The 14754-nt window shown below is 68.7% G+C and carries 11 protein-coding genes; 3 read left to right on the top strand and 8 right to left on the bottom strand.

The genetic code is table 11. From position 1 onward, the window contains the following. Nucleotides 1-140: 140 nt before the first annotated feature. From MFF07_RS09840 to MFF07_RS09805, 8 genes are all read right to left on the bottom strand, one after another. Complete coding sequence (locus MFF07_RS09840; protein ID WP_147816729.1) at nt 141-1745, bottom strand: sulfite reductase subunit alpha; 1605 nt, start codon at nt 1743-1745, stop codon at nt 141-143. After that, nucleotides 1742-3547, bottom strand: a complete 1806-nt coding sequence (locus MFF07_RS09835) for a NirA family protein (RefSeq protein ID WP_147816728.1) — start codon at nt 3545-3547, stop codon at nt 1742-1744. The genes MFF07_RS09840 and MFF07_RS09835 overlap by 4 nt, the downstream gene beginning before the upstream one ends. Nucleotides 3548-3559: 12 nt before the next feature. Next, entirely contained in the window at nt 3560-4795 is a 1236-nt protein-coding gene (locus MFF07_RS09830) for an NAD(P)/FAD-dependent oxidoreductase (RefSeq protein ID WP_238231731.1), read from the bottom strand. A gap of 14 nt (nt 4796-4809) precedes the next feature. Then, nucleotides 4810-5607 carry an ABC transporter ATP-binding protein gene (locus MFF07_RS09825; protein ID WP_238231730.1) on the bottom strand — a complete coding sequence of 266 codons (798 nt, stop codon included), beginning with the start codon at nt 5605-5607 and terminating at the stop codon, nt 4810-4812. An 11-nt stretch (nt 5608-5618) separates the two neighbouring features. Then, nucleotides 5619-6488: a nitrate ABC transporter permease gene (gene ntrB / locus MFF07_RS09820; RefSeq protein ID WP_147816725.1), complete on the bottom strand. Its 870-nt coding sequence runs from the start codon at nt 6486-6488 to the stop codon at nt 5619-5621. After that, nucleotides 6488-7777: a CmpA/NrtA family ABC transporter substrate-binding protein gene (locus MFF07_RS09815; protein ID WP_147816724.1), complete on the bottom strand. Its 1290-nt coding sequence runs from the start codon at nt 7775-7777 to the stop codon at nt 6488-6490. The genes ntrB and MFF07_RS09815 overlap by 1 nt, the downstream gene beginning before the upstream one ends. A gap of 329 nt (nt 7778-8106) precedes the next feature. Next, nucleotides 8107-9111: a CmpA/NrtA family ABC transporter substrate-binding protein gene (locus tag MFF07_RS09810; RefSeq protein ID WP_238231728.1), complete on the bottom strand. Its 1005-nt coding sequence runs from the start codon at nt 9109-9111 to the stop codon at nt 8107-8109. Next, nucleotides 9108-9695, bottom strand: a complete 588-nt coding sequence (locus MFF07_RS09805; protein ID WP_147816722.1) for an ANTAR domain-containing response regulator — start codon at nt 9693-9695, stop codon at nt 9108-9110. Before MFF07_RS09805 ends, MFF07_RS09810 begins: the two co-directional genes overlap by 4 nt. Before the next feature lie 205 nt (nt 9696-9900). Between MFF07_RS09805 and MFF07_RS09800 the strand changes: the two genes are divergently transcribed. The 3 genes from MFF07_RS09800 (at nt 9901) to tkt (ending at nt 14646) form a co-directional block, all read left to right on the top strand. Continuing rightward, nucleotides 9901-10539: a hypothetical protein gene (locus MFF07_RS09800; protein ID WP_238231726.1), complete on the top strand. Its 639-nt coding sequence runs from the start codon at nt 9901-9903 to the stop codon at nt 10537-10539. A gap of 143 nt (nt 10540-10682) precedes the next feature. Continuing rightward, complete coding sequence (locus tag MFF07_RS09795; protein ID WP_147820303.1) at nt 10683-12548, top strand: glycoside hydrolase family 15 protein; 1866 nt, start codon at nt 10683-10685, stop codon at nt 12546-12548. A 22-nt stretch (nt 12549-12570) separates the two neighbouring features. Then, nucleotides 12571-14646: a transketolase gene (tkt, locus tag MFF07_RS09790; RefSeq protein ID WP_238231724.1), complete on the top strand. Its 2076-nt coding sequence runs from the start codon at nt 12571-12573 to the stop codon at nt 14644-14646. Nucleotides 14647-14754 lie beyond the last annotated feature (108 nt).

The following is a 14754-nucleotide window of genomic DNA, read 5'->3' as shown; positions in this document are numbered from 1 at the left end:
CTCTGTGGGAGAGGGTGCCTGCGGAGCAGGCGGGAGAGGGGGACGCGCTCGGGTTCATCCGGAAAGGGCGCTCTCCTCTCCCGACCCCTGCTGAAGCAGGGGCACCCTACCCCGCAGAGGAGAGTGGGAAGGTGCCCGGCTCAGTACACGTCCGCCTGATACCGCCCGCTCTTCTTCAGACCGGCGAGATAGGCCACGGCCTCGTCCGGCGACTTGCCGCCATGCTGGGCGGCGACATCGATGATCGCGCGCTCGACGTCCTTGGCCATGCGCTTGGCATCGCCGCAGACGTAGAAATGCGCGCCGCCCTCGAACCACTTCCAGAGATCGGCGCCGTTCTCGCGCATGCGGTCCTGGACGTAGGTTTTTTCCGAGCCATCGCGCGACCAGGCGAGCGAGAGGCGGTTGAGCACCTTTTGGTCCTTCAGGGCGTTCAGCTCGTCCTTGTAGAAGAAGTCCGAAGCCTGGCGCTGGTGGCCGTAGAACAGCCAGTTGCGGCCGCGGGCCTGAATGGCCGCACGTTCGCGCAGGAAGGCCCGGAACGGCGCGATGCCGGTGCCTGGTCCGCACATGATCACGTCCTTCGACGGATCCTCCGGCAGCGCGAAGCCGTGCGCCTTCTGCAGGTAGATTTTGACCTTCGTCTTCTCGGGGATGCGCTCGCCGAGATGCGTCGAGGCGACGCCTAGGCGCAGGCGTGAGCGGTGGTTGTAGCGTACGGCGTCGACGGTCAGCGAGACCTTGCCGACATCGGCCTTGGGGCTCGACGAAATCGAATAGAGCCGCGGCTGCAGCTCATCGAGGGACTCCAAAAAAACCTCGGCGTCGGGGCGGGCGCCGGGGAACTTGTGGAGCGCGCCGAGGACGTCGAGATAGGCGGCGTCGCCGTCCGGATCCTCGCCGGCCGAGAGCGCCTGCGCCTTCTTGCGGGCCGGTCCCGAGGTCAGCAGCGAGAGGAGCTGGTAGAGCCCGTCCGGCGCCGCGCCGAGGGAGTAGTCGGTCAGCAGGCGGTCGCGTAGGGTCTTGCCGCCGATCATCCGCTCCGGGCGCGCGCCGAGTTCGGCGATCACCGCGTCGGCCAGCGCCGGGGCGTTGGCGGGAAACAGCCCGAGGCTGTCGCCGACGACGTAGTCGATCGGCGTGTCCGTCAGGTCGATCTCGACGTGCCAAGTCTCCTTCTCGCCGCCCGGCTCGTTGAGACGGCGGCGCGACAGGAACAGCGCCTCGACCGGGTTCTCGCGGCAGAATCCGAGGGGACCGAGATCGGCCGCCGGCTTCGGAGCATCGGCGTCATCCGCCTTCGCGGGAGCCGCGCCGCCCGAGGCGCCGAACTCCTCGTCGAGCTTCTTCAGCATCCGGAGCGTTTCCTTGCCGCCCGGCGCGCAGAGGTTCAGCCGCTCTTCCTTCTTCAAGAAGATCGCGTTGGCGTAGTCGGCACAGTTGTAGCCGCATTGCCCGCAATCCTGCTGCGCCATCGCCGCCATGAATTTTTGGGGCTCAGGCCGTTCCTTGGCCATGTCCATGCGGTCGACGATCGGCATGGACGGGTCGTGCCACGGCGCGTCGTCGTTGTCGGCGAGCCGCGGGCCGCCTCCGGGCATTTCACCCGGTGCGAGCGCGGTTGCGCCTTCGACGGCTGGGCCGAGCAGGGCCGCGAAGTAGCCCGAGAGCCACGAGCGCTGGTCGGGATTGAACGGCGCATTCTCGGGGATCAGGACGAGCGGGGGCGAGACATGTTGGGTCATGCGGCGGCCTTGAGGGCAGGTTGGTCTTCGGCGGCGTCACGCAGGGCGTCCGGCCCCTTCCGGGCCGTGAAGGCCTGGAAGCTCTCGTCCTTGTCGCTGCGCAACGCGAGGTAGGTCTTGAGGAGGGCCTCGACGCGGGACGGCGCGTCCTCCGCCTTCACGGCCTTCCAGATCTCGGAGCCGATCTTCGGGTTTTCGGCGAAGCCGCCGCCGACGACGATGTCGTAGCCCGGGACGGTGTCACCCTCCTCGCCGACGGGGACCTTGGCCCCGATCAGTCCGATATCGCCGATATAGTGCTGGGCGCAGGAATGGTGGCAGCCGGTGACGTGGACGTTCACTGGCACGTCGAGGGCGATCACCGTCTGCTCGACATGCGCGGCAATGATCATCGCGTCGCCCTTGGTGTCGGCGGCGGCGAACTTGCAGCCGTTCATGCCCGTGCAGGCGACGAGACCGGCGCGGATACTGGAGGCCGCAGTAGTCAGGCCGAGCGCGGCGACGCGGCTCTCGACCTCGGCGACCTTCGCGTCCGGAACGCCGGAGAAGATAAAGTTCTGCCAGACGGTCATCCGGATCTGGCCGTCGCCGCACTCGGACGAGATCTTGGCCAGTTCCCGCATCTGGTCGGTCGTCATCTTGCCGACGGGCAGTACGACGCCGATCCAGTTCAGGCCCTCTTGCACCTGTTTGTGCACGCCGACATGGGCGAAGCGGTTCGTGATCTTGCGCGGCGCGACATGAGCGGGATCGACCCGGTCGAGCTTGCGCCCGAGCTTCTCCTCCACGGCGGCGAGGTATTTTTCGAAGCCCCAAGCATCGAGGACGTACTTCATCCGGCTCTTGTTGCGGTTGGTCCGGTCGCCGTGCTCGATGAAGACGCGCAGGATCGCGTCGGCGACCGCGTTGCAATCCTCGGGCTTCAGCACCACGCCGGTATCGCGGGCGAGGTCCTTATGGCCGGAGATGCCGCCGAGCACGAGGCGCATCCAGACGCCCGGCGCGACGCTCGCGCCCTCCAGTACTTGGATCGCCTGGAAGCCGATGTCGTTGGTCTCCTCCAGCACCGGCATCACGCCGCCGCCGTCGAAGGCGACGTTGAATTTTCGGGGCAGCCCATAGAGCGAGCGGTCGTTGAGGATCCAGGTGTGCCAGGACTTGGCGAGCGGCCGCGTGTCCAGGATCTCCTGCGCGTCGATGCCGGCGGTGGGCGAGCCGGTGACGTTGCGGATGTTGTCGGCACCCGAGCCCCGCGCCGTGAGGCCGAGATCGGTCAGGCCATCGAGGAAGGGCTGACCGTGCTCGGGCGCGATCTCGCGAACCTGGAGGTTCGCGCGTGTGGTGACGTGGGCGTACGGGCTGCCATGCGCATCGGCGAGATCGGCAATCCCAGAAAACTGCCAGTGATGCAGGATGCCGTTCGGGATGCGCAGGCGGCACATGTAGTGGGTCTTGTTCGGTGCGAGCCAGAACAGGCCGTGGTAGCGCCAGCGGAAATTGTCCTCCGGCTTCGGGGCCTTGCCTGTCGCCGCCTCGGCGATCAGCCGGTTGTGGCCCTCGAAGGGATTTTCCGCGCGCTTCCACTTCTCCTGATCGGCGAGCTTGCTGCCGTCCTTGATCGTGCGGTCCTGCGCCTTGATGTGGATCGCGTCCGGCCCCGTCGGCTCGGCCGGCGGCCCTGACGCCGCGCCGCCGCCGGCAAGGCCACCGGTCATGCGGGCTGCGGCGATGCCGGAGGCGAAGCCTTCGAGGTAGCGCTTCTGCTCGGCGTTGAAGTCGAGAGCAACGGAATCGTCAGCCATTCCTTGCGTCCTTCACGCTGCGAGGGATGTCTTGGCGGGGGATGGAGCGGGCGTCCCGAACATCAGGTCGTCCCGGTCGTGCGGGGCGAGCGGTGCGCCGGTGCGGATAAGGTCCTTGCACCGGGCCTGCTCGGAGATGTCGCCGACGAAGACGGCGCCGGCCAGCCGGCCGTCCTGGATCGTCAGCTTGCGGTAGAGGCCGGCGGTGGCATCGTGCAGCACGATCGCCTCGGCTCCGTCCGGGGTGTCGACCACGCCGGCGGAGAACACGGGAAGCCCCGAGACCTTCAGGCTCGTTGCGAGCGAGGTCCCGGTATAGGCTGCGTCCTCGCCGAGCAGGCAGCGGCTCAGCACCTCGGCCTGCTCGTAGGCGGGCTCGACGAGGCCGTAACTCACGCCGCGATGCTCGGCGCATTCGCCTAGCGCGAAGACGCGCGGGTCGGAGGTCGCCATACGGTCGTCGACCTTGATGCCGCGGCCGATCTCGAGGCCGCAGGCCGCGGCGAGCGCGGTGGAGGGCTTGATGCCCACCGACATCACCACGAGGTCGGCCGGCAGCACCGTGCCGTCCTTGAGGAGCAGGCGCTCGACCCGTCCGTGACCCTCGATGCAGGCGGTGTTGGCCGAGAGCAGCATCTTTACGCCGCGCTCTTCCATCGCCGCCTTCACGAGGCGGGCGGCGGTATGATCGAGTTGGCGCTCCATCACCCGGTCCATGACGTGGAGCAGCGTGGTGTCGACGCCGAGCCGGGCGAGCCCGACGGCTGCCTCGAGACCGAGCAGGCCGCCGCCGATGACGATGGCCCTGGCGTGCTCGACCGCCGCCTTGCGGATCGTAGTGACATCCGCGAAATCGCGAAAGGTAATGACGCCGGGCAGATCGCCGCCGGGCAGCGGCAGGCGGATCGGCAGGGAGCCGACGGCGAGCACGAGGTGATCGTAGCCGGTGACGAAAGTGTCGCCGACATGAACCGTGGCCTTGGCCCGGTCGATCGCGGTGACCGGCGCGCCGGTGATCAGGCGGATGCCGTGCTCCGCGTACCAGTCGAGCCCACGGAATCCGCAGGCCGCCTCGTCGACCTCGCCGCCGAGCAGCGAGGACAGCAGCACGCGGTTGTAGGCGGCGACCGGCTCGGCGCCGACGACGGTGATGTCGAACCGGCCCGGCGCGCGCTCGGTCAGCCGCTCCAGGAAGCGGAGCGAGGCCATGCCATTGCCGACGACGACGAGTTTTTCTTTCGTTCTCATGCCGCTTTCCAGACTCACGCGGCGAGGACGGCGGGCTGAGCGTGGCGGGCGTAGAGGAACTCCAGCACGGCGGCGCGGGCATGCACGTAGGTGGCGTCCTCGACGAGGTCGAGACGGCGGCGCGGACGCTTCAGCGGCACGGTCAGGATCTCGCCGATGGTGGCGGACGGGCCGTTCGTCATCATCACGATGCGGTCGGAGAGCAGTACCGCCTCGTCCACGTCGTGGGTGATCATGATAACGGTGTTCTTGAGCCGCATCTGGATCTCCATGATCGAGTCCTGGAGATGGGCGCGGGTGAGCGCGTCGAGGGCGCCGAAGGGCTCGTCCATCAGCAGCACCTTCGGCTCCATGGCCAGCGCCCGGGCGATGCCGACGCGCTGCTTCATGCCGCCGGAGATCTCGGCCGGCCGCTTGTCGGCGGCGTGCATCATGTTCACGAGCGCGAGGTTGTGCTCGATCCACTCGGTGCGCTCAGGTCGCGTCTTCTTGCCGCGAAACACCTTGTCGACGGCGAGCGCGACATTCTCGCGGACGGTGAGCCAGGGCAGCAGCGAGTGGTTCTGGAACACCACGGCGCGGTCGGGGCCGGGGGCGTTGACCTCCTTGCCGCCGAGCAGCACGCCGCCGGTCGAGGCCTTGAGCAGGCCGGCGACGATGTTCAGCACCGTCGACTTGCCGCAGCCCGAATGCCCGATGATCGAGACGAACTCGCCCTTGGCGATGGAGAGGTCGACCGCGCGCAGCACTTCCGACGTCTTGCCGCCGCGGGTGAAGCTGATGCCGACCTGGGAGAGGGTGAGATGGGCCATGCTCGGTCTCCTCAGGCTACGCTGGTGCCGCGGGTCACGAGCATCCCTAAGCCGGCCACCAACCGGTCGAGGACGAAGCCGATGAGCCCGACATAGACGAGGGCGACGATGATCTCGCTGATGTGCGAGGAGTTCCACGCGTCCCAGATGAAGAAGCCGATGCCGACGCCGCCGATCAGCATCTCGGCCGCGACGATGGCGAGCCAGGACAGTCCGACGCCGATGCGAAGACCGGTGAAGATGTACGGCGCGGCGGACGGCAGCATGATCTTCCAGAAGAACTCGATCGGGTTCAGCCGGATGACGGCCGAGACGTTGCGATAGTCTTGCGGAATGTTGCGGATGCCGACCGCCGTGTTGATGATGATCGGCCAGATCGAGGTGATGAAGATCACGAAGATCGCCGAGGGCTGTCCGTCGCGGAATGCGGCAAGCGAGAGGGGCAGCCATGCCAGCGGCGGGATGGTCCGCAGCACCTGGAAGATCGGGTCGAGCCCCCGCATCGCCCATTCGGACTGGCCGACGAGCGTGCCGAGCATCACCCCGGCGATCACCGCCAGCGAGAAGCCCAGCGCCACGCGCTGGAGGCTCGCCGCGAGGTGCCAGAACAGCCCCTTGTCGGTACCGCCGTTGTCGTAGAACGGGTGAGCGATGACCTCCCAGGCCTCGGTGACGACGCGCGAGGGCGGCGGCAGGCCGGCCGTCGGGGACGAGCACAGCATCTCCCAGAGCAGCATGAAGACGGCGAGCACGACGAGCGGCGGGATCACGCGGGCGGCGACGCCCTTGATGCCCTTCATCGTGACGAACGGACCGCGCGACTTGGCCGAGGCCTTGTCGCGGCCGGCGGTGCCGAGGGCGAGAGCGGAGGAGGATGCCATCACGCCACCTTCTTGATGCCGAGGCTGGCCAGGTAGGCGGCCGGATCGGCCGGGTCGAAGACCTTGCCGTCGAAGAAGGTTTCCTTGCCGCGGGACGTGGAGGCGGGGATTGCGGTGACGCCGAGCGCCTTGGCCGCCTCGCGCCAGATGTCCTCGCGGTTCACCTTTGCGATCAGCGCCTTGGTGTCGGTCTGCGCGTCGAACTTGCCCCAGCGGATGTCCTCGGTGAGAAACCAGAGGTCGTGGGACTGGTACGGGTACGAGGCGTTGTCGGCGAAGAACTTCATCACGTGTGGGCTGTTCTCGACGACGCGGCCGTCGCCGTAATCGATGGTGCCCTTCATCCGGCCGGCGACGTCGCCGACGGGAATGTTGATCCACTGGCGCTTGGCGACGATCGCCGCGAACTCGTCGCGGTTCTCCGGCTTGTCGCACCACATCTGGGCTTCGAGCACGGCCATGGTCAGCGCCTTCGCGGCGATGGGATATTTCTCGACCCAGGAGGCGCGCATGGCGAAGGCCTTCTCCGGGTGGTCTTTCCAGAGCTCGCCGGTGGTCAGCGCCGAATAGCCGAGGCCCTGCTGCACAAGCTGCGCGTTCCACGGCTCGCCGACGCAGAAGCAGTCCATGGTGCCGACCTTCATGTTCGCCACCATCTGCGGGGGCGGAACAACGATGGTCTCGATGTCCTTGTCGGGGTCGATGCCGCCGGCGGCGAGCCAGTAGCGGATCCAGAGGTCGTGGGTGCCGCCGGGGAAGGTCATCGCCGCCTTCACCGACTTGCCGGACGCCTTCTTCTTCTCGATCGCCGCCTTGAACACCTTCGAATCGAGGGCGACCTTCTGGTCGAGGTATTCCTTGGCCACCGAGATGCACTGGCCGTTGGTGTTGAGCCGCGCCAGGATCTGCATCGGCACGGGCACGTTGTTCTGCGTCACCCGGCCGGCGGTGATCAGGTAGGGCATCGGCGTCAGGATATGCGCGCCGTCGATGCCGTTGCCCTCGGAGCCGAGCACGAGGTTGTCGCGAGTCGTGCCCCACGATGCCTGCTTCAGGACCTCGACGTCGGGCATGCCGTGCTTGGCAAAGAAGCCCTTCTCCTTGGCGACGAAGAGCGGACCGGCGTCGGTCAGCGCGATGAAGCCGAGCTTGGCCCCATTCACCTCCGGCCCGGCGCCCTGCGCGAAGGCGCCCCCCGGCAGCGCCGCGCGGGCGGCGGCCGTCAGTGCCAGCGTAGCGACGGCGCCCTTGAGGAGCCCGCGACGCGTGTTGCCCCGATCGAAATGCATTCTGTCCCCAAGCCCTGCCGCATCGAAACGCGGAAAAAGAACGAAAAAAGCCGCTGGTCGAGATCGTCCGCGCGATGATGCATCGCGGAGGGATGATCCGGATCAGCGGCCTTGCTGACGGCTAGAACCCGTCGCCGTTGACAGGATGGAGGGAGGCTCGCACGAACCGTGCCATCAGGCTGGAACGCCTCCAAGCCGCTGTCGCGCCGGAGTGAATTCATGATTTGCGGGGCTGGCGCCGACCGGCCCTCCTTCTACGGTGCGCTGCACAAAAATGAGGCGTCTGGCGCATCGGCCCGCACAATGCCGCGGCAGGCCGGAGTCAATGGCTACGCTTTGAGCAGATCCGTGCGGTAGAAGGCATGGCACGCCGCCGCAATACCGGCGGCGTCCGCGATCTGCCCTGAGGCGGCCATCTGCTCGGCGAGCCAGAGCCCGTGCTCGGGCCGCGGCCGGTGCACGTCGGCGCCGAGCCGCAGATAATCGGGATCGGTGTGGCGCCGTCCGGCGGAATCCATCACGAGATGACCGGTGAGCGAGCGCCGGATCAGGTCGGTATCCGGGCCGAGGCCGCCCCGCTCCGAGAGCAGTTCGGCGAGTTCGCCGACATTGGCCGGGTCGGCGCACCAGATCCCGGCCCGCTGGACGGCCTCGACCAGCGGCGCCAGCGCCTCGATCTGCGAGGCGTGGATGGCCAGCACCTTTTCCGGGCAATCGGGCACGATCGCGCAACCGAGCGCGGCGATGCGGCCGAGACCGGCGGCGACCGCGATGCTGTTCCAGGGCGCTCCGACGCAGACCCCATCGATCTCGCCGCTCGCCACCGCCTCCACGGTCTGGGGCGGCGGCACCACGACGATGCGTACGGCCTGCGCGAGGTCGAGGCCGCCGCGTTCGGCGAAGATCCGGAGTTGGTAGCTGTGGCAGGAGAACGGGTGGACCGTGGCGAGGGTCAGCGGCCTGCCCTGCCCCGCCCGGTCGCGGGCGATGCGCGCGAAGGCGGTGGCGACCGTGTCGAGGTCGTCCGTCTCCGGCGCCATCGCCTCCCAGAGCGGCAGCGACAGCGTGATCGCGTTGCCGTTGAGGTTCAGCGCCATCGGCGCCACGAGGTCGGCCCGGGGGCCGGACAGGCCGAGCCGCGTCGCCAGCGCCAGCGGCGCCAGCATGTGCGCTGCATCGAGATGCCCGAGGGCCAACCTGTCGCGCAGCGTCGCCCAGGACGGCTCGGGTGTGAGCACGAGGTCGATCCCCTCGTCCCGCGCGAAGCCGAGTTCGGCCGCGGCCAGGACCGGGGCGGCATCGGTCAGGGGAACGTATCCGAGATCGACCCTCATCCGAGCAGGTCCGCCGCGGTGACGATGGCCTTGGCGATGTCGATGATCTTGCGCTTCTCGTTCATCGCTTGGCGGCGCAGCAGCTTGTAGGATTCCTCCTCCGACAGGCCCTTGCGGCTCATCAGGATTCCCTTGGCGCGGTCGATAACCTTGCGGTCGGCGAGTTCGCTCTTGGCCTCCAGCAACTCGCGCTGGAGCCGGGCGAAGGCGTTGAAGCGCAGGATCGCGATGTCGAGGATCGGCCGGATCCGTTCCGTGCGCAGTCCGTCGACGACGTAGGCCGAGATGCCGGCATCCACCGCCGCCTGCATCATGGTGGCGTCGGAGCGGTCGACGAACATCGCCACCGGGCGCTCGACGTGCCGGGAGATGCCCGACATCTGCTCCAGGATGTCCCGGCTCGGGCTCTCGAGATGGACCACCACCACGTCGGGCTTGAGTGCCGCGACCCGCGCCTGCAGGTCGGGGCCGTCGGACACGAGGACGACCGTGCCGACGCCGGCCGCGCGCAATCCCTCTTCGAGGATCGCGGCGCGCACCCGGCTCGGATCGATCACGGCGACGGTGAGGCTGGTCTCGGTCATCGAGGCCGGATTTTTTCGCTGTTCGGGACGGTGCGGCTGGCGGTAGCGTGGCCATGGCCGGGATTGCAAGCGGCGTGCCCGCCGACGGCTGACGGCGACGTCGCGTGCAGCATTGTTACGGTCCCGAGACGAAACGGCCCAGGTTCCGCCGCAAACGGGTCGGCAAATGCGCTCACGTCGCGAACCATCAGGGAGGTTTGAGCCGATGAGCGGATGTGGCCCTCACGATCCCGGTGTGGAGACGCTGACGCCGGGCCGCGGCTCGGCACTCCCGTTTCTGCCGACGCTCGCCACAGCGCTGGCCGTCGCCGGCCTCTCGCTGCTCTGCCGGGCGCCGACCGCGCCGGCGCCCGTCGCCCCGATCGCCACGGCCCGGGCCGCGCCCGCCGGCGCCGACGGCTTCCACCCGGCGCTCGTCTCCGAGACGGCGCCTGCCATTCCCGCCGCCCTCGCCTTTGCCCGTCTGCATCCGCTGACGCTGCACACGCCGCAATTCGCCGACGCCGACGAGCCCGCGAAGGCGCCGGCCGTGCGCCCCGCCCGTCCAGCCGTCGCGGCCCGCCGCGCCTGCGCCGCGCCGCGCTGCGGCGAAGCCCGCCGCGTCGACACGGCCATCCGCACCCCGCCCGCGCCGGTCAGGTCCGCCTCCGAGCCCGCCGCGGTTCCGGAGCCGATGCGCGGCCAGGCCGAGGCCGACGAGGGCCTGCTGCCCACCGGCGCCATCCCATTCGCCGCGACGGCCGTCTTCTGGGTCGAGAAGGCGCGCAAGCTCGGCAGCGGCGTCGGCAGCGAAGCCGCCTCCCTCGGCGGCTCGGTGGTCGACCTCATCGCCAGCGCCCGCTGACTTCTCGAGTCTGCACACGCCGCCGCCCCGACCGCACCGCAACACAGGCCAGCGATCGGGGCCGTGCGCTCGGGGCTGGAACGCACCGGCCGCGGCCCTAACTCGGTGTTGACGGTCAGCATCGCGCCGTCGCCCGAGGGTTCATGGCAGGTCTGATCGAGGATTACGCGCTGATCGGCGACGGCCGCACCGCGGCCCTGGTCGGGCGCGACGGCAGCATCGACTGGCTGTGCTGGCCGCGCTTCGACGCCTCGGCCCTGTTCGCCAAGCTCCTGGGCACCGAGGAGCACGGCTTCTGGAAGCTGGCGCCCGTGGCGGAACACGCCAAGCATTCCTGGCGTTACCGCACCGGCTCGCTGGTTCTCGACACTTACCACACCACCCACGAGGGCGAGGTCCGCGTCACCGACTACATGCCGGCCGCCGACGGCTCGCACGTGATCCGGCTCGTGGAGGGCCGCAAGGGCCGGGTCGCCATGCGCATGGATCTGGCCGTGCGCTTCGATTACGGCTCGGCCACCCCCTGGGTCTCCCGCAACGAGATGGGCGACCTGCGCGCCATCTCCGGGCCCCACAAGGTCGTGCTGCGCACCCGCGCACCGATGCGCGGCGTCGGCCAGACCACGGTCAGCGAGTTCACGGTCCACGAGGGCGAGACCGTCTGGTTCGTCCTGAGCTACGGCCCCTCGCATCTCGACGATCCGCCGCCGATCGAGCCGCGCAAGGTTTTGGCCGATACCAACCGGTTCTGGCGCGAATGGTCGGACCACTGCGCCACGGGCACGCCCTGGGATGCGATGCTGAAGCGCTCGCTGCTGACGCTGAAGGCGCTGATCTACCGGCCGACCGGCGGCATCGTCGCCGCGCCGACCACCTCCCTGCCGGAGGATATCGGCGGCAGCCGCAACTGGGACTACCGTTTCTGCTGGCTGCGTGATTCGACCTTCACGCTGCTCGCACTGATGGATTCCGGCTTCATCGAAGAGGCGCGGGCCTGGCGCGACTGGCTGCTGCGCGCCGTCGCCGGCAGCCCGGAACAGGCCCACATCCTCTACGGCATCGCCGGCGAGCGCCTGCTGCCCGAGATCGAGCTCGACTGGCTGCCCGGCTACGAGGGCTCGCGGCCCGTCCGCATCGGCAACGCGGCCATCTCGCAGTTCCAGCTCGACGTCTACGGCGAGTTGTTCGACGCGCTCTACCAGGCCCGCCAGCGCGGCATGCTCGGCGACAAGGACGGCTGGCGCGTCGGCCGGGCCATCATGAAACACCTGGAGACCGCCTGGCGCGAGCCCGACGAGGGCATCTGGGAGGTGCGCGGCGGGCGCCGGCACTTCGTGCATTCCAAGATCATGGCCTGGGTTGCCTTCGACCGCGCCATCCGCGGTCACACCGAGGAGGAGTCGCCGCAGGCCCCGGTCGCGCATTGGCGCCGGATCCGCGACGAGATCCACGCCGAGGTCTGCGAGAAGGGTTTCGACACCGAACTCAACAGCTTCGTGCAGTCCTATGGCGCGAAGGCGCTCGATGCGAGCGTGCTGCTGATCGCCCATGTAGGCTTCCTGCCCCAGGACGACCCGCGCGTGGTCGGCACCGTCGCAGCGGTGGCGAAGCACCTGATGCGCGACGGCTTCATCCTGCGCTACGAGACGGAGGGCTCCACCACCGACGGCCTGACCGGCAACGAGGGCGCCTTCCTGCCCTGCACGTTCTGGTACGCCGACAACCTGATCGGGCTCGGCCGGCGCGACGAGGCGCGGGCGATCATCGAGCGCCTGATCGGGATCTGCAACGATCTCGGGCTGGTGTCCGAAGAGTACGACGTGAAGCGCAAGCGCCTCGTGGGCAACTTCCCCCAGGCGTTCACGCACGTTGCACTCGTGAACACGATCCTCAATTACAGCCGTGCGGTCTCGCCGAACGAGGCACGCGGAACGGCTCGGGTGGAGGACGACGTGGATGAGGCGGAGGAGACTTCCGCCGCCTCGCCGTCCACCGCCCTGCCGCTGTGAACAAACTGGGAAGACACACGGTATGAGCGGAGCAGACACCGTCGCCAAGAGCGGCTTCAGCGAGGCCGAGCAGCGCGCGATCGACACGATCCGGACGCTCGCGATCGACGCGGTCCAGAAGGCCAATTCCGGCCATGCCGGCGCGCCCATGGGCCTCGCTCCCGTCGCCTACACCCTGTGGAACCGCTATCTGCGCTACGACCCGGCCAACCCGCACTGGCCGAACCGCGACCGCTTCGTTCTGTCCTGCGGCCACGCCTCGATGCTGCTCTACGGGCTGCTGCACCTCGCCCGCGTGGCCGAGAGCGACGGCGGCAACGCCCCGGCGATCACGATCGAGGACATCAAGAACTTCCGTCAGCTCGACAGCCGCACGCCGGGCCACCCCGAATACCACTTCACCACCGGCGTCGAGACCACCACCGGGCCGCTCGGCCAAGGGGTGGCCAACTCCGTCGGCATGGCGATCGGCGGCCGCTTCCTCGAGAAGCGCCTGAACAAGCCGAGCCTGCCTCTCTACGATTTCGACGTCTACGCCATGTGCTCGGACGGCGACCTGATGGAGGGCGTCGCCTCGGAGGCCGCGTCGATCGCCGGCCACCTGCGCCTGGCGAACCTGTGCTGGATCTACGACGACAACACCGTCACCATCGAGGGCCACACCGAGCTCGCCTTCTCGGAGGAGGTCGCCGCCCGCTTCCTCGCCTATGGCTGGCAGGTGCTGCGCGTCGCCGACGCCAACGACGCCCACGCCATCGCCGCGGCGCTCGACACCTTCAAGGCCTCGCACGACCGCCCGACCCTGATCGTGGTCAAGAGCGTCATCGGCTACGGCGCGCCGACGAAGCAGAACACCTCCAAGGCCCATTCCGACGCGCTCGGCGAGGAGGAGGTCCGGGGCACCAAGCGTTTCTACGGCTGGCCGGAGGACGCGCAGTTCCTGGTGCCGGACGGCGTCTACGACACCTTCGCAGATGGCATCGGCAAGCGCGGCGCGGCGCTGTTCGCGGACTGGCAAAACCTGCTGACCAAGGCGAAAGAGGCCGACGCCACCCACGCCGAAGAACTCGACGCCTTCCTCGAAGGCCGCCTGCCCGACGGCTGGGACAAGGACATCCCGGTGTTTCCGGCCGACGCCAAGGGCCTCGCCACCCGCGAATCGTCCGGCAAGGTGCTCAACGCCATCGCCCCGCACGTACCGTTCATGCTCGGTGGTTCGGCCGATCTCGCACCGTCGAACAAGACCGCCCTCACCTTCGAGGGGGCCGGCTCGCTGACCCCACTCAACCCCGGCGGCCGCAACGTGCATTTCGGCGTGCGCGAGCACGCCATGGGCTCGATCGTGAACGGCCTCGGCCTCGTGGGCTTGAGGGCCTACGGCGCGACCTTCCTGGTCTTCGCCGATTACATGCGCCCGCCGATCCGGCTCGCCTCGTTGATGGAGCTGCCGGTCTTCCACGTCTTCACGCACGATTCGATCGGCGTGGGCGAGGACGGCCCGACCCACCAGCCGGTGGAGCAGCTTCTGTCGCTGCGCTGCATCCCGGGCCTCGTGACGCTGCGCCCGGCCGACGCCAACGAGGTCGCCGAAGCCTACCGCGTGATCTTCTCGCTGAAGAACCAGCCCGCCGTGCTCGCCCTCTCCCGTCAGCCGCTGCCGACCGTCGACCGGACCGTCTTCGCCAGCGCGTCGGGCGTCGCCAAGGGCGCCTACGTTCTCGCTGGCGGCGAGGGCACGCCCGAGGTGATCCTGATCGCCTCCGGCTCCGAGGTGCAGCTCTGCGTCGGCGCCTACGAAACCCTGAAGGCCGAGGGCGTGAAGGCCCGAATCGTCTCGATGCCGTCCTGGGACCTGTTCGAGCGCCAGGACGAGGCCTACCGCAATTCGGTGCTGCCGCCGGAGGTGCTGGCCCGCGTCGCCGTCGAGCAGGGTTCGGTGATCGGCTGGGACCGCTATGCCGGCTTCTCCGGCGCAATCATCGGCATGAGCACCTTCGGCGCGTCGGCCCCGATCAAGGACCTGCAGAAGAAGTTCGGCTTCTCGCCGGAAAAGGTCCTGCAGGCCGCCCGCGACCAGATCGCGCGGCATAAGAAGTAGCGCGGGAAGCCCCCCTCTCCCCATGGACCTCGGGCTTGCCCGAGATCCGCATTGCGGGTGCCCAAGTCGGGTATACCCGACTTGGAAGGGGAGAGGGTGGCCCGCGAA

The organism is Methylobacterium thuringiense (assembly GCF_022179645.1).
Taxonomy (GTDB): domain Bacteria; phylum Pseudomonadota; class Alphaproteobacteria; order Rhizobiales; family Beijerinckiaceae; genus Methylobacterium; species Methylobacterium thuringiense.
Note: the sequence above shows the minus strand (reverse complement) of the source record. Positions and strands in the feature narration are given on the sequence as shown.